At 59.4% G+C, this 14,833-nt stretch carries 14 protein-coding genes; 7 read left to right on the top strand and 7 right to left on the bottom strand.

Annotation, left to right across the window (positions count from 1 at the left end; all coding sequences use genetic code 11):
* Positions 1–172 precede the first annotated feature (172 nt).
* Positions 173–793 (top strand): DUF1120 domain-containing protein, encoded by a 621-nt coding sequence (locus QMX98_RS24150; RefSeq protein WP_010463086.1) that lies wholly within the window; start codon positions 173–175, stop codon positions 791–793.
* Positions 794–894: 101 nt separating this feature from the next.
* Positions 895–1,518 carry a DUF1120 domain-containing protein gene (locus QMX98_RS24145; protein ID WP_229801827.1) on the top strand — a complete coding sequence of 208 codons (624 nt, stop codon included), beginning with the start codon at positions 895–897 and terminating at the stop codon, positions 1,516–1,518.
* A 1-nt stretch (position 1,519) separates the two neighbouring features.
* Here the strand turns inward: QMX98_RS24145 and QMX98_RS24140 are convergent, their stop codons facing one another.
* From QMX98_RS24140 to QMX98_RS24115, 6 genes are all read right to left on the bottom strand, one after another.
* Positions 1,520–2,827, bottom strand: a complete 1,308-nt coding sequence (locus tag QMX98_RS24140) for a CynX/NimT family MFS transporter (protein WP_282411481.1) — start codon at positions 2,825–2,827, stop codon at positions 1,520–1,522.
* Positions 2,817–3,476: a FadR/GntR family transcriptional regulator gene (locus tag QMX98_RS24135; protein ID WP_282411480.1), complete on the bottom strand. Its 660-nt coding sequence runs from the start codon at positions 3,474–3,476 to the stop codon at positions 2,817–2,819. Before QMX98_RS24135 ends, QMX98_RS24140 begins: the two co-directional genes overlap by 11 nt.
* Positions 3,477–3,788: 312 nt before the next feature.
* Positions 3,789–4,553 (bottom strand): amino acid ABC transporter ATP-binding protein, encoded by a 765-nt coding sequence (locus QMX98_RS24130; RefSeq protein WP_010463090.1) that lies wholly within the window; start codon positions 4,551–4,553, stop codon positions 3,789–3,791.
* 10 nt (positions 4,554–4,563) lie between these two features.
* Entirely contained in the window at positions 4,564–5,661 is a 1,098-nt protein-coding gene (locus QMX98_RS24125; protein ID WP_083374957.1) for an amino acid ABC transporter permease, read from the bottom strand.
* Positions 5,662–5,671: 10 nt separating this feature from the next.
* Entirely contained in the window at positions 5,672–6,853 is a 1,182-nt protein-coding gene (locus tag QMX98_RS24120; RefSeq protein WP_010463092.1) for an amino acid ABC transporter permease, read from the bottom strand.
* 65 nt (positions 6,854–6,918) lie between these two features.
* Entirely contained in the window at positions 6,919–7,950 is a 1,032-nt protein-coding gene (locus tag QMX98_RS24115; RefSeq protein ID WP_010463093.1) for an amino acid ABC transporter substrate-binding protein, read from the bottom strand.
* 468 nt (positions 7,951–8,418) lie between these two features.
* Between QMX98_RS24115 and QMX98_RS24110 the strand changes: the two genes are divergently transcribed.
* The 5 genes from QMX98_RS24110 to QMX98_RS24090 all read left to right on the top strand — a co-directional run bounded on the left by QMX98_RS24110 (position 8,419) and on the right by QMX98_RS24090 (position 13,716).
* Positions 8,419–9,075 carry an alpha/beta fold hydrolase gene (locus QMX98_RS24110; protein WP_282411479.1) on the top strand — a complete coding sequence of 219 codons (657 nt, stop codon included), beginning with the start codon at positions 8,419–8,421 and terminating at the stop codon, positions 9,073–9,075.
* A gap of 85 nt (positions 9,076–9,160) precedes the next feature.
* Entirely contained in the window at positions 9,161–10,648 is a 1,488-nt protein-coding gene (gene rhlB, locus QMX98_RS24105) for an ATP-dependent RNA helicase RhlB (RefSeq protein WP_282411478.1), read from the top strand.
* A 127-nt stretch (positions 10,649–10,775) separates the two neighbouring features.
* Entirely contained in the window at positions 10,776–11,723 is a 948-nt protein-coding gene (locus QMX98_RS24100) for an ornithine cyclodeaminase family protein (RefSeq protein ID WP_282411477.1), read from the top strand.
* Between the two features lie 148 nt (positions 11,724–11,871).
* Complete coding sequence (locus QMX98_RS24095; RefSeq protein ID WP_154911848.1) at positions 11,872–12,999, top strand: FAD-binding oxidoreductase; 1,128 nt, start codon at positions 11,872–11,874, stop codon at positions 12,997–12,999.
* A 90-nt stretch (positions 13,000–13,089) separates the two neighbouring features.
* The gene (locus tag QMX98_RS24090; RefSeq protein ID WP_010463098.1) at positions 13,090–13,716 is read left to right on the top strand and encodes a transcriptional regulator; all 627 of its coding nucleotides are present in this window, start codon (positions 13,090–13,092) and stop codon (positions 13,714–13,716) included.
* A 75-nt stretch (positions 13,717–13,791) separates the two neighbouring features.
* Here the strand turns inward: QMX98_RS24090 and QMX98_RS24085 are convergent, their stop codons facing one another.
* Entirely contained in the window at positions 13,792–14,568 is a 777-nt protein-coding gene (locus QMX98_RS24085) for an ABC transporter substrate-binding protein (RefSeq protein WP_282411476.1), read from the bottom strand.
* Between the last annotated feature and the right edge of the window lie 265 nt (positions 14,569–14,833).

Below are 14,833 nucleotides of genomic sequence, written 5' to 3'. Positions count from 1 at the left end.
CCCGCCGTACGCCCCCCCCCCCCCCCCCGGCCCCGGCGCCGCCCCAGCGCGCGCGAGGGCGCGGGGACGATCGAGATTATTTACCTGTAACACCCAGCCCGATCCTGCTGGTTTCGGGGCGCACTTGAGCGGCCCGGGGCAGTCAGGACACAACCCTAGAAGTGAGCAAATAATGATCAAAAAGTACTTTGCAGCACTCTCCGCCACCGCACTGATTGGCGTTGCGCCTTATGCAGTGGCGGCTTCGAGCATTGACCTGACTGTCACAGGTCTCATCACGCCGAGAGCGTGCACTCCTTCGTTGTCCGATGGAGGAACGGTCGACGTCGGCCAGGTGCAGGCAAAAGACCTCAACCTGACAAGTGACACGATAGTAGGCAGTCATCCGATACAGCTGACGGTCGCGTGTGACGCGTCAACGCCATTTGCACTTAACGGTATTGATAACAAAGCAGGAACATCATCGTCCAACCTGTATTTCGGATTGGGCCTGACCAGCAATAACGAAAAAATAGGTTATTTCACGCCATCGATCCAAAGCGCGCTTGCGGACGGACAACCTGTGCACTCGATCAGATCAACTGATAACGGTGCGAGTTGGACGCGCATCTATCAGATCCTGAAGGATAACCTCACATCGGTAAGCGCTGTCGGCACTCTCACGCCAATCTCCGTGAAAGACCTCACGATGGAACTGATGATCTACACCTTCATTGCCCGCGCCGATAGCCTCACCTTAACCGACGATGTCACTATCGACGGTTCAGCCACATTTGAAATGAAGTACCTGTAAGCCGTGCATCTTGCCCGAGGTCCTGCTTCGGGCAAGGACTGATTCCGCTCACCACACACAGCGAAACCTGTCCCATGAAAAAGACTCCACACGCGCTGACGATGGCGATCTTCGTCCTGACGTCGCCGCTCACCTTGGCCACCTCATCGACAGACCTGAGGGTCACAGGCCTCATCACCCCACTTGCCTGCACCCCGATGCTGTCCAACAGCGGCCTCGTCGATTACGGAAAAATCTCCCGGCAAGACCTGAACGTCGACAAACGCACTCGACTGCGCGACCAGACACTCGACCTCAACATTCAGTGCAATGCGCTCACGCGTTTTGCTCTGCTGATGCGCGACAACCGCGACGGCTCGGCCATCGTCAACAGCGAGATTTACTACGGCCTGAACCACGACCACAGCCACAATAAAATCGGCTTGTATTCGCTGAACTTCGATCCTGCCAGCACGGTGGTGGACGACCTGACGCAGGTCTATCGAACCGACTCGACCACGGGGGGCAAAGCCTGGAGCCCGTCGAACAGCCAGCCCATCCCGATGGGCTCCCGAAGCTATCTCGGCTTTACCGACAGCGCAGGCAGCAGCGCCGGCCCGATAGCCATCCGCAACCTGACCAGCCGGGTGACGGTCGAAACGGTCATCGCGCCCACCTCCGAACTGGACCTGAGTGCCGAAGTGCAACTCGACGGCTCGGCGACCCTGGACGTTGTTTACCTGTAGTTCAGACCTTTTCGCTGACCACCTGAACGTGCAACGAACGCCCGGCGCCGAGGCCGGCAACGATGGCGCCGAGGCCGATCACGCCAAAGATCCAGCCCAACGCGGTCCAGCCGCCCGTCCAGTCGTGCACGATCCCGACCGCGAACGGCCCCATCGACGCCAGGGTGTAACCGAAGCCCTGGGCCATGCTCGACAGGTTGGCCGCCACATGGGCATCACGCGAGCGCAGCACGATCAGGGTCAATGCGAGACTGAATGCACCGCCCTGCCCCAGGCCGAGCAGGATCGCCCAGCCCCACAGGCCTTCGATCGGTGCATAGAGACAGCCGAACAGGCCGCCGAGGGTCAGCAGCATGACCACCACAATCGCCAGCCGCTGATCCTTGCCGCGCGTCGCCAGCCAGGGCGCCGCCAGAGAACTGGCCAACTGGACGATCACCGAACCCGAGAGCACCAGACCGGCCTGGGTCGGGGTCAGGCCGCGACCGATCAGGATCGAGGGCAACCAGCCAAAGACGATGTACGCCAGGGATGATTGCAGGCCCATATACAACGTGACTTGCCAGGCCAGCGGATCACGCAACAGGCCGCGAACCCGATACGCGACGTTATGTGCGCCGTGTTTCTGCCCCACTTGCGGCAACCAGAAAACCGCCGCGACCAGCGCAGGCACGACCCAGAAACCGAGGCCCAAGGCCCAGCTGTTATCGAAATGCTCGCTCAGCGGCACGGTCGCCCCCGCCGCCATCGCCGCGCCCAGACACAGGGCCATGGTGTACACGCCGGTCATGGTGCCGGCCTGTTTCGGGAAGTCGCGCTTGACGATGCCCGGTAACAAAACGCCAATCACACCAATGCTCGCGCCGCCCAGCACGCTGCCGGCGAACAGGCCGATCTCACCGAATGAACTGCGCAGGATGATTCCGCCGGCCAGCATCAACAGAATGCCCAACACCACGCGCTCGGCGCCAAAACGTCGCGCCAGCAAGGGCGCCAGCGGAGCAAACAAGCCGAGACAGAGCACCGGCAACGTCGTCAGCAACCCGGCCTGGGCCGCCGACAGGCCGAGGGTCTTCGACACTTCGCTGAGCATCGGCGCCATACTCGACAACGCCGGACGCAGGTTCAGCGCCACCAGGATCAGCCCCAGCAGCAACAGCCATGGGCGACGCAGGACGGGATGACGCTGCTGGACCTCTTCGTCATCGGCCTCGGCGTCGATCAGCAGCTCTTCGAGTTCTGCCGTGCGCTTGGGTTGAGTGATGTTGCTCTTACGGCTCGACATGGAGTTCTCGGTTTCAAGGTTCATTGATCAACTGCCTAGACAGGGCTTTGGCCCGTTCCGGGTCGCGTTGCTCGACGGCATCAAGCAGTTCGATATGCAGGTCGAACACCTCTTGGCGTCGCGGGGTGATGTTCAGGGTCTGGCGCAAATGCGCGCCGACGATGCTGGAGAAATAGCGATACAGCTCGCTGAGGGTCGGGTTGTGCGCGGCGTCCACCAGACGGCGGTGGAACACCAGATCGCAGGCGATGTAGCTGTCGAGATCGCCGTGATAGTGGCTGCCGCTGACACCCAATGCTTCGCGCAAGGCCACCAGATCCTCATCCGTTCGGCGCAGAGCAGCGAGACCGATGGCTTCGACTTCAAGGATGTGCCGGGTCTCGCGGGCCTGTTCATGGGAGCAGCGCGACAAGGCTTTCATGGTGTCCAGTGGATCGATCACCGCCCGCAAATAGCTACCGTCGCCCTGACGGATTTCGATCAAACCGGAAAACGCCAATACACGCATGGCTTCACGCACGGTGTTGCGGCTGATGCCCAACTCGGCGGACAGCTCTGGCTCTGTGGGTAAACGCTGGCCGACCTGCCAGGCACCAGCGTTGATGCGTTGGCGCAGTTGATCCAGGGCCTGTTCGACCAGGGATCGCTTAACGAGTGGAGAAATGTCTGACATAGGATTCGCCCTTTCATCCAATCATAGGATGAATTTCCTGACATGTTAGTCAGCTACGCGCAGGACGGCAACCGCCTAAGTTCAAAGGGCAGGAGAGGAAGCGGGATTTTCGATTAGTAAGAATTACCCTTTGCTTGATCGGCATCCAGAATTACTGGGCGACGTGCAAATACTTCAAGAGGGTGCAGACTTGCAACGTTTATTGGTGGACCTCGATCGATCACCCCCCTCCGCGCTCGCATCCTGACTGCAAACCGCAGACAAAAATAAACCCGGAACACTGTCCGGGTTTATTTCACTGCCAAGTGCCGATCAATGCAGGATCTGGCTCAGGAACATCTTCGTCCGATCGTTCTGCGGGTTGTCGAAGAAGTCGTTCGGCGCAGCCTGCTCGACGATTTCACCCTTGTCCATGAAGATCACACGATTGGCCACGGTACGGGCGAAGCCCATTTCGTGGGTCACGCAGAGCATGGTCATGCCGTCTTCGGCGAGGCCGATCATGGTGTCGAGTACCTCTTTCACCATTTCCGGGTCGAGTGCCGAAGTCGGTTCGTCGAACAGCATGATTTTCGGTTTCATGCACAAAGCACGGGCAATCGCCACACGCTGCTGCTGACCACCGGACAGTTGTCCCGGGAATTTATGCGCCTGTTCCGGAATGCGGACGCGCTCCAGGTAATGCATGGCGATTTCTTCGGCCTGGCGCTTGGGCATCTTGCGCACCCACATCGGTGCCAGCGTGCAGTTCTGCAGGATGGTCAGGTGCGGGAACAGGTTGAAGTGCTGGAACACCATGCCGACTTCACGACGGACCGTTTCGATCTGCTTGAGGTCGTTGGTCAATTCCACGCCATCGACCACGATGCGCCCCTGCTGGTGTTCTTCCAGACGGTTGAGGCAGCGGATGGTGGTCGACTTGCCGGAACCCGACGGGCCGCACAGGACGATTCGCTCGCCCTGCTTGACGTTCAGGTTGATATCTTTCAGCACGTGGAACTGGCCGTACCACTTGTTCACGCCCTGCATCTGAATAATGCCTTCAGGGCTCACAGGCTTTTTGATTGCTTCGCTCATTACAGAACTCCTAACGCTTGTGGCCAGTGTCGAGCTTGCGTTCCAGATGCATGGAATAGCGCGACATACCGAAACAGAAAATCCAGAACACCAGGGCCGCGAACACATAGCCTTCGGTGGCCATGCCCAACCATTTCGGGTCGGCGGCAGCTTGTTTGACGCTGTTGAGCAGGTCGAACAGGCCGATGATGATCACCAGGCTGGTGTCCTTGAACAGCGCAATGAAGGTGTTGACGATGCCAGGAATCACCAACTTCAGGGCTTGCGGCAGAATCACCAGCCCCATGCTGCGCCAGTAACCGAGGCCCATCGCTGCGGCTGCTTCGTACTGACCTTTGGGAATCGCTTGCAGACCGCCACGCACCACTTCGGCAACATAGGCCGACTGGAACAGGATCACGCCGATCAGCGCCCGCAGCAGTTTGTCGAAGTTCATGCCTTCAGGCAGGAACAACGGCAGCATCACCGAGGACATGAACAGCACCGTAATCAACGGCACGCCGCGCCAGAATTCGATGAAGGTCACGCAGACCACTCGAATCGCCGGCATGTTCGAACGACGGCCCAGCGCCAGCACGATCCCCAGCGGCAACGCACCGGCAATACCGACGGTGGCGATCACCAGGGTCAGCATCAGGCCGCCCCATTGGCTGGTCGCCACCTGGGTCAGGCCGAAAACGCCGCCATGCAACAGGCACCAGGCAATGATCGGGTACAGCACCAGGAAGCTCAGGCCGTATACCGCTTTACGCGGGAAGCGCGAGATGAACAACGGTGCCACGCCGATGACTGCCAGCCACACGGTCAGGTCTACGCGCCAACGCAGTACCGGCGGGTAATAGCCGTACATGAACTGGCCGAAGCGCTGCTGGATGAACACCCAGCAGGCGCCTTCCTTGGTGCAGTCGGCCTGGGACGTGCCGACCCAGTTGGCGTCCAGGATCGCCCAATGCAGGATCGGCGGCACCACCAGGTAAATCAGGTAGAACGCGAACAGGGTCAGCGCGGTGTTCAGCCAGCTGGAGAACATGTTCGCGCGCATCCACGCCATCGGCCCGAAGACTTTGCTCGGTGGTGGCATGTCGGGTTTGAAAGTATGAGTACTCATGCGCTTTTCCTTACCGCTCGATCAGCGCAATGCGCTTGTTGTACCAGTTCATCAGCAGGGAAATGCTGATACTGATCGCCAGGTACACGCTCATGGTGATGGCAATCACCTCGATCGCCTGCCCGGTCTGGTTCAGCACCGTACCGGCAAACAAGGACACCATTTCCGGATAACCGATACCGGCCGCCAGCGAGGAGTTCTTCGCCAGGTTCAGGTATTGGCTGGTCAGCGGTGGAATGATCACGCGCATGGCTTGCGGGATGATCACCTTGCGCAGGGTCGGACCGTTGCGCAGGCCCAACGAGTGCGCCGCTTCGGTCTGGCCGTGGCTGACCGACTTGATACCCGAACGCACGATCTCGGCGATGAACGCCGCGGTGTACACGGTCAGGGCCAGGGTCAGCGCCAGCAGTTCCGGGATCAGCACCCAGCCACCAACGAAGTTGAAACCTTGCAGCTTCGGCATTTCCCAGTGCACTGGCGCGCCGAAGATCAATGCGCACAGCGCCGGGATCACCAGGAACAGCGCCAGGCCGACCCAGAATTTATGGAACGGTACGCCGGTCGCTTCGAAGCGTTTGGTCGCCCAGCGGCTCATCAGCACGATGGCGACAATGGCCACGACGATGCTGACCACAAACGGCCAGAAACCATCAGCCGTCAACGCGGCCGGCATGTTCAGGCCGCGGCTGCTGACGAAGAAGGTGTCGCCGAAGTTATGGCTGTTGCGTGGCCCTGGCATGGTCAGGAACACCGCGAAGTACCAGAACAGGATTTGCAGCAGCGGCGGAATGTTGCGGAAGACTTCCACATAAACAGTCGCCAGCTTGGCAATGATCCAGTTCTTCGACAGGCGTGAAACGCCGACGATGAAACCGAGGAGCGTCGCCAGGATGACCCCGATGAAGGTCACTAGCAGCGTATTGAGCAGGCCGATGACAAACACTCGGGCATAGCTGTCCGATTCGGTGTAGTCGATCAGGGTTTGAGCGATGCCGAAACCGGCACTGCGCTCCAGAAAGCTGAAGCCGGAAGTAATGCCCCGGTGTTGCAAGTTGGTCTGGGTGTTATCGAACAGATACCAGCCCATGGAGACCACCGCCACAATGGTGATGATCTGAAATAGCCACGCACGCACTTTGGGATCGCTGAGGCTGAGCCTCTGCTTTGGTGCGCCGATTGAATTTTGCATGAAGTGCCCCGGATGTAATGGAACAGAACATCACCCGGTGGTTGGCCCACCGGGTGATAGAACCATCAGCGCACTGGTGGTGCGTATTGAATGCCGCCAGCGTTCCACAAGGCGTTCAGCCCGCGGTCGATTTCCAGCGGAGTGCCTTTGCCGAGGTTTTTCTCGAACACTTCGCCATAGTTGCCCACTTGCTTGACGATCTGGACGACCCAGTCCTTCTTCACTTTCAAGTCTTTGCCGTATTCACCGTCGGTACCCAGCATACGTGCGACGTCCGGATTCTTGGTGGACTTGGCTTCGGCTTCGACGTTCTTCGAAGTGACACCAGCCTCTTCAGCGTTGAGCATGGCGTAGCCTACCCAGCGAACAATGGCCAGCCACTCGTCGTCGCCGTTACGCACGACCGGGCCCAGCGGTTCCTTGGAAATGGTTTCCGGCAGAACCACGTAGTCCTTCGGCGAAGCCAGCTTGCTGCGCTGAGCGAACAGTTGGGACTTGTCGGAGGTCAGTACGTCGCAACGACCGGATTCCAGCGACTTGGCGCTTTCATCGGAGGTGTCGAAGGTGATCGGGGTGTATTTCAGACCGTTGCCGCGGAAGTAGTCGGAAACGTTCAGCTCAGTGGTGGTACCGGCCTGGATGCAGATGGTCGCACCGTCGAGCTCTTTGGCACTCTTGACGCCCAGCTTGCTATTTACCAGGAAGCCAATGCCGTCGTAGTAGGTGATGAAGCCTGGGAACTTCAGGCCCATGCCCGCGTCACGGGAGCTGGTCATGGTGGTGTTGCGCGACAGAATGTCAATTTCGCCGGACTGCAGCGCGGTGAAGCGCTCTTTGGCGTTCAACTGGCTGAACTTGACCTTGGTCGCATCGCCGAAAACGGCAGCGGCCACAGCGCGGCAGAAGTCAGCATCGATACCGATGATCTTGCCAGTGGAGTCCGGAACCGAGAAACCCGGCAGACCGTCACTGACACCGCACTGTACGAAACCTTTCTTCTGCACTGCATCCAGGGTTGCACCCGCCTGAGCGAACCCGCTGACACCGAGCACTGCAGCTGCAGTCACGATGGCCAGGGTGGATTTCAACATCTTCATTCAAACCTCCAGTTTTGCTCTTGTTGTGTCGGAGCGTGAGTCCAGTCGCACCCTTATGAGGCGTAGTCGACCCGTGTTGGCTTTTTTTGGGGTCAACCGACGTAAAGACCTTAGCTATGAGTCTAGTAAGAGAAAATCCACATCATGGACAACTCACTTCTCACCAATCGGCCGAACGGGCTGTAGCCCTTTCACGTTCGCGAAGCCCGTAGCGGCCACTGGCGAACATCCATCACCGGATTCTTTGCTATCCCGCTGCCAGCAGTACACTGATAGTGTTACCGCAAGGCGCGAGATGGGTTGCACCGCTTTCACATAGCAAAGCCCGTACCAGACCGCTTGCCGATGCGGTTAAGGGACAGGTCAATAGCAAAACTTGTAACCTTGCGACATCTTCTTAACGGATCAACCCGACGCGCACTCACATCTCGCACTTAATGAGAGCGCACGCACAAAATTGGAGCAGCCATGACCGAGCCCTTGATTCTTCAACCCGTAAAGCCCGCAGACGCCTGCGTTATATGGCTGCACGGCCTGGGCGCCGACCGCTACGACTTTCTGCCGGTTGCCGAAGCCTTGCAGGAAACCCTGCTGACCACCCGCTTCGTTCTGCCCCAGGCACCGACCCGCGCCGTGACCATCAACGGCGGTTACGAGATGCCGAGCTGGTACGACATATTGGCCATGAGCCCGGCGCGCGCGATCAGTCGTGAGCAGCTGGAAACGTCGGCGCAGCGAGTCTTTGATTTGATTGAAGAGCAGCGCGCCAGCGGAATAGAAGCATCGCGTATCTTTCTGGCAGGTTTTTCCCAGGGTGGCGCCGTGGTCTTGCACACCGCTTTCCTGAAGTGGCAGGGGCCGCTGGGTGGCGTACTTGCCCTCTCGACTTACGCACCGACCTTCAGCGATGAAATGGAGCTTTCGGCCAGCCAGCAACGTATTCCCGTGCTGTCGTTGCATGGCCAGTACGATGACGTCGTTCAAAACTCGATGGGCCGCACCGCCTACGAGTTTTTAAAGCAGCATGGTGTCACCGTGACATGGCAGGAATACCCAATGGGCCACGAAGTGTTACCCGAAGAAATTCGCGACATCGGCGTCTGGCTGGCCGAGCGTTTACGCTAAAAGCTACCCATTGATCCATCCCACTACGCCGCGCCCGATTCTTGCATTACACTGGCCGGCGTATATTCCTTAACCAATTGATGAGATGACCGTGCTCAAAGCACTCAAGAAAATGTTCGGTAAAAGCGAGACTGAGCAGCTCGCGCCAGTTCCCAGCGCTCCGTCTCATATCCCCAGCCACCGCACCGACGGTAATCAGCCTGGCCGGACCGCAACCGTAGCGGCACCGAAACACGAGCCTGTGACCACACCGGCCGCCCCACCTGTCGAGATTGTCGCCGCCGAGCCACCGCGCAGCGAATCGCCGAAACCGGCAAAACCGCGTCGCGAACCGAAACCGAAAGCGCCGGTCATTCCCTGGAAACTCGAAGACTTCGCCGTTGAACCCCAGGAAGGCAAAACCCGTTTCCACGATTTCAAACTCGCCCCGGAATTGATGCACGCCATCCAAGACCTGGGCTTCCCGTACTGCACGCCGATCCAGGCGCAAGTGCTGGGCTTCACCCTCGCGGGCAAAGACGCCATCGGTCGCGCCCAGACCGGCACCGGCAAAACCGCCGCGTTCCTGATTTCGATCATCACGCAACTGCTGGAAACCCCGCCACCCAAGGAACGCTACATGGGTGAACCGCGGGCGCTGATCATCGCGCCGACCCGCGAGCTGGTGGTGCAGATCGCCAAGGACGCCGCCGACCTGACCAAGTACACCGGCCTCAACGTCATGACGTTTGTCGGCGGCATGGACTTCGACAAGCAGCTCAAGCACCTCGAAGCCCGTCACTGCGACATCCTCGTGGCCACCCCGGGCCGCCTGCTCGACTTCAACCAGCGCGGTGACGTGCATCTGGACATGGTCGAAGTCATGGTGCTGGACGAAGCCGACCGCATGCTCGATATGGGTTTCATCCCGCAAGTGCGCCAGATCATTCGCCAGACGCCGCCGAAGAACGAACGTCAGACGCTGCTGTTCTCCGCAACCTTCACCGAAGACGTGATGAATCTCGCCAAGCAATGGACCACCGACCCGTCGATCGTCGAGATCGAATCGCAGAACGTGGCCAGCGAAAACGTCGAACAACACATCTACGCCGTCGCCGGTGCCGACAAATACAAACTGCTCTACAACCTGGTCAACGACAACGGCTGGGAGCGGGTGATGGTGTTTGCCAACCGCAAGGATGAAGTGCGGCGCATTGAAGAGCGCCTGGTGCGTGACGGCGTCAACGCCGCGCAACTGTCCGGTGACGTGCCGCAGCACAAGCGCATCAAGACCCTGGAAGGTTTCCGCGAAGGCAAGATCCGCGTGCTGGTCGCCACTGATGTGGCCGGTCGCGGCATCCACATCGACGGCATCAGCCACGTGATCAACTTCACCCTGCCGGAAGTCCCGGATGACTACGTGCACCGCATCGGCCGTACCGGTCGTGCTGGCGCAGAGGGTGTGTCCATCAGCTTCGCCGGTGAAGATGACTCCTACCAGCTACCGTCCATCGAGGCATTGCTGGGTCGGAAAATCAGCTGTGAAACACCGCCGACGCATCTACTGCGGGCGATTGAGCGTAAGCGTCCATAACTCGGACCCTTACTGAAAGAGGCGCAGCCGGAAACGGACTGCGCTTTTTTTTCGTCCCGATGTTGCTCGATACAACTAAAAGTCCATAATGGACAAATTAGTTTACTTTCAGCGCCCGGAGCCGACCATGTCCAGTACGCCTTATGTGATCACCCAACCCCAGGCCCGCGAACTGCTGGCGCAGGTCGACGTGCCGCAGATCCTGCGCAAGCTGTTTCGCGACCTGGCGGCCGGGCAAGCGGTGCAACCGGCGCAGCAGCTGGTGGAGTTCCCTCAGGGTGCCGGCGACTTCATCAACTATCTGGGCGTGCTGGCTGAAGATGGCGTCTACGGGGTCAAGACTTCGCCGTACATCGTGCGCGAACAAGGTCCGCTGGTGACGGCCTGGACATTGTTGATGTCGATGCAGACCGGCCAACCGTTACTGCTGTGCGATGCCGGCGAACTGACCACCGCACGCACGGCCGCGACCACCGCCGTCGCCGTCGATGCCCTCGCTCCGCTGAAGGTGCAGCGCCTGGCGATTATCGGCAGCGGCAAGGTGGCTCAGGCGCATCTGCATTACGTTAAAGATCTGCGTGACTGGCAAAGCATCAGCCTCTATTCCCCGAGCCTGAGCGATAAGAACCCTGAAACGCTGGCACAGCTGAAACGCCTCGATCCACGCCTGACCATCGCCGACAGTCGCGAAGCGGCGATTGAAGATGCCGACGTGATCATGCTGTGCACCTCGTCCGCCGGCCCGGTGATCGATCCCTCGAACCTGAGCAAACCGGCGCTGATCACCTCCATCAGCACCAACGCCCCGCGCGCCCATGAAGTCCCGCCGCAGAGCCTCAATGACATGCAGGTGTTCTGCGACTATCGTCTGACTACCCCGGGCTCGGCGGGCGAAATGCTGATTGCGGGGGAACAACATGGCTGGGACAAGTGCTTGATTGTCGGCGACCTGCCTGATTTGCTCAGCGAAAAGGTCCCGCGTCCCGACTACGACCGTCATGTGTTCTTTCGTTCGATCGGCCTGGGCCTGGAAGACATCGCACTGGCCAATGCCATCTACCGCCTACAACCCTGACACCACAATCCTCTGTGGGAGCGAGCCTGCTCGCGATAGCGGTTAATCAGTCAACATTGGTATCGACTGACCCAACGCTATCGCGAGCAAGCTCGCTCCCACAGGGGACTTCCACAATTTCGGCATTTGCGCTCGACAGGAGACGTTCATGAGCCAGGCAGATTTCATCATCATCGGCGGCGGGATTGCCGGCGCTTCCACCGGTTTCTGGCTGTCGCAGCACGCTCGGGTGATTGTGCTCGAACGAGAATCCCATCCGGCTTATCACTCCACCGGACGCTCCGCTGCGCTCTACACCGCCGCGTATGGCACACCGCAGGTTCGCGCGCTGACCCAAGCCAGCCGCGAATTCTTCGACGCCCCGCCAGTCGGTTTCTGCGAACACCCGCTGCTGACCCCGCGTGGCGAGATGACCGTGGACTTCACCGGCGACCCGGCCGAGCTGAACAATCAATACCTGAGCGCCAAGGCCACGGTGGCGGAAATGCAACTGCTCAGTGCCGACGAAGCCTGCGCGCGCCTGCCGATACTGCGCCGTGAAAAAGTCCATGGTGCGATCTACGACCCGACTGCCAGCGACATCGACACCGATGCCCTGCATCAGGGTTACTTGCGCGGTATCCGTCGCAATAAAGGCGAAGTCCACACCGACAGCGAAGTGCTGAGCCTGACCCGCAATGCAGAAGGCATGTGGCAGGTTCAAACCAACAACCAGACTTTCAGCGCACCGATCATCATCAACGCGGCAGGCGCGTGGGCCGACAAGATCGGCGAGCTGGCTGGCGCCAAGTCGTTGGGCCTGCAACCGAAGCGGCGCGCGGCGTTCATCTTCGCCGGCCCCGAGGGCGTGGACATCCACCATTGGCCGATGCTGGTCAGCCTCGACGAATCGTTCTACATGAAACCCGACGCCGGAATGTTCCTCGGCTCGCCAGCCAACGCCGACCCGGTGGAGCCGCACGACGTGCAGCCCGAAGAGCTGGACATCGCGATGGGCATCTACCAGATCGAAGAAGCCACCACCCTGACCATCCGCCGTCCGACCCGCACCTGGGCCGGTCTGCGCAGCTTCGTAACGGACGGAGACCTGATCTGCGGCTTCGATCAACATGTGCCAGGGCTGTTCTGGGTCGCGGCGCAAGGCGGCTACGGCATCCAGACATCACCTGCCATGGGCCAGGCCAGCGCAGCGCTGGTACGCGGTGAAGCCTTGCCCGAACAGCTCAGCCGTTTCGGCCTGGACGCCGAGATGCTCTCCCCTGCCCGCCTGGGTTGATTTTCGTCCTCAGGTGACGTGTCGACCCGATTGCGGCAAACTTCCAGCGCCCTTTTTGCAGGGCGCTGACGCTGCCTGGAGTTCCACCGTATGAACGCACCTGAAAAAGACCCGGCCATGGACAACTACCGGGCGATCGCCGATGCGATCGCTACGTTGTTCTTCCCTCATGCCGAGGTGGTGCTGCACGATCTGCGCACGCAAAAAATCGATTACATCGCCAACAATCTGTCCAAGCGGGAAGTGGGCGATGACGCGGCACTGGAGGACATGCTCAGCGACGATGTCAGCGAACGAAACATCGGGCCCTACGAAAAGCTCAATTGGGATGGCCAGAAGATTCGCAGCCTGAGCAGTGTCTTGCGCGACAGCGACGGTCACCCGCTGGCGGTGCTGTGCATCAACCTGAACATCTCGCTGTTCGAAAATGCCAAGGCCGCGCTCGACCTGTTCCTGTCACCAAGCAAACTGATTCCGCAGCCGGACTCTCTGTTTCGTGATGACTGGCAGGAGCGCATCAATACCTTCCTGCACGCCTGGCTGCGCGAACGTCAGCTGAGCCTGAACCTGCTGACGCGCGACCACAAACGTGAACTGGTGCTGGCGTTGCACGCCGAAGGGGCCTTCAAGGGCAAAAGCGCTTCGAACTATGTGGCCAATGTGCTGAACATGGGGCGGGCGACTGTTTACAAGCATTTGAAGGAATTGAAGGGCTGAGCCCTGAGGTGTTTGTTGCCTGATCTGACGCCATCGCAGGAACGCCGCCCGGCGGCGTTCCTGCGATGCGGTTGGTCAATCGCCGTAAATGTCAGCCTTGAAGTACTTCTCGGAAATCTTCTGATACTCGCCACTCGCACGAATGCCATCAATGGCAGAATTCAACTGGCTCACCAGCTCGGTGTTGCCCTTGCGCACCGCAATCCCGGCACCCTCGCCCACGTACTTCGGATCCTTCAACTCCGGCCCGACAAAGGCATAGCCCTTGCCACGCGGCATCGCCAGGAAGTCACTCAACGGGATGGTGTCGGCAAAAATGGCGTCGAGGCGACCGGCTGCCAGGTCCATGTAGATTTCTTCGTTGTTGCCGTAGCGCTTGACGTTGATGCCCTTCGGTTCAAACACCTCGGTGGCGTAACGGTCGGTGGTGGTGGCACGCTGCACACCAACGGTCTTGCCCTTGAGGCTGGCGTATTGGTCATCCACGGACGCGCCTTCCTTCATCACCAGACGCGATGAAGTGAAGTAGTACTTGTGGGAGAAATCCACCGACTTCTTGCGGTCTTCGTTGATGGTCATAGACGACAGCGCCATGTCGATTTTCTTCACTTTCAGGGAAGGAATCAGACCGTCGAACTCGCCTTCGACCCACACGCACTTGACCTTCATTTGCGCACACAGGGCATTGCCGATGTCGTAGTCGAAACCGACGATCTCGCCCTTGTCGGTTTTCGACGCGAAGGGCGGATAAGCGGCTTCGATGCCGATGCGCAGGGTTTTTTCAGCGGCGAACAGCGTGCTGCACGCGAACAGGCTCAACGCCAGACCGGTGATGAGGGGGAATTTCTTCATGTTCGTTCTCTCGCGGGTTGTTGTTGGTTTGGCAAGACAGAAGAAAGAGCTGGAAACGGGGAAACGCCTTTTTTGTACTTATAATTCCATACTGGACTTTTATGTATTGATCGTCAATTGGGGAGGATGGAGATGCGCCGGCCGGTGGTCGGGCGAGGGTCATTGGGATTTTTGGTGTTGCTGATGGCCTCTTCGCGGGCAAGCCTCGCTCCTACAGGTTTTGTGTTGTTCACAAAATGTGCGCACGACACAAAACCTGTAGGAG

This window comes from Pseudomonas sp. PS02303 (assembly GCF_029959925.1).
GTDB classification, from domain to species: Bacteria; Pseudomonadota; Gammaproteobacteria; order Pseudomonadales; family Pseudomonadaceae; genus Aquipseudomonas; species Aquipseudomonas mandelii.
The sequence above is the reverse complement of the archived record's forward strand: the minus strand, read 5'-3'. Positions and strand labels throughout refer to the sequence as shown.

What these genes read in the sequence shown, in the direction of transcription:
- QMX98_RS24150 (WP_010463086.1), top strand. Translation starts at nt 173, where the DNA reads ATGATCAAAAAGTACTTTGCAGCACTCTCCGCCACCGCACTGATTGGC.
- QMX98_RS24145 (WP_229801827.1), top strand. Translation starts at nt 895, where the DNA reads ATGGCGATCTTCGTCCTGACGTCGCCGCTCACCTTGGCCACCTCATCG.
- QMX98_RS24140 (WP_282411481.1), bottom strand. Translation starts at nt 2,827, where the DNA reads ATGAACCTTGAAACCGAGAACTCCATGTCGAGCCGTAAGAGCAACATC.
- QMX98_RS24135 (WP_282411480.1), bottom strand. Translation starts at nt 3,476, where the DNA reads ATGTCAGACATTTCTCCACTCGTTAAGCGATCCCTGGTCGAACAGGCC.
- QMX98_RS24130 (WP_010463090.1), bottom strand. Translation starts at nt 4,553, where the DNA reads ATGAGCGAAGCAATCAAAAAGCCTGTGAGCCCTGAAGGCATTATTCAG.
- QMX98_RS24125 (WP_083374957.1), bottom strand. Translation starts at nt 5,661, where the DNA reads ATGAGTACTCATACTTTCAAACCCGACATGCCACCACCGAGCAAAGTC.
- QMX98_RS24120 (WP_010463092.1), bottom strand. Translation starts at nt 6,853, where the DNA reads ATGCAAAATTCAATCGGCGCACCAAAGCAGAGGCTCAGCCTCAGCGAT.
- QMX98_RS24115 (WP_010463093.1), bottom strand. Translation starts at nt 7,950, where the DNA reads ATGAAGATGTTGAAATCCACCCTGGCCATCGTGACTGCAGCTGCAGTG.
- QMX98_RS24110 (WP_282411479.1), top strand. Translation starts at nt 8,419, where the DNA reads ATGACCGAGCCCTTGATTCTTCAACCCGTAAAGCCCGCAGACGCCTGC.
- rhlB (WP_282411478.1), top strand. Translation starts at nt 9,161, where the DNA reads ATGACCGTGCTCAAAGCACTCAAGAAAATGTTCGGTAAAAGCGAGACT.
- QMX98_RS24100 (WP_282411477.1), top strand. Translation starts at nt 10,776, where the DNA reads ATGTCCAGTACGCCTTATGTGATCACCCAACCCCAGGCCCGCGAACTG.
- QMX98_RS24095 (WP_154911848.1), top strand. Translation starts at nt 11,872, where the DNA reads ATGAGCCAGGCAGATTTCATCATCATCGGCGGCGGGATTGCCGGCGCT.
- QMX98_RS24090 (WP_010463098.1), top strand. Translation starts at nt 13,090, where the DNA reads ATGAACGCACCTGAAAAAGACCCGGCCATGGACAACTACCGGGCGATC.
- QMX98_RS24085 (WP_282411476.1), bottom strand. Translation starts at nt 14,568, where the DNA reads ATGAAGAAATTCCCCCTCATCACCGGTCTGGCGTTGAGCCTGTTCGCG.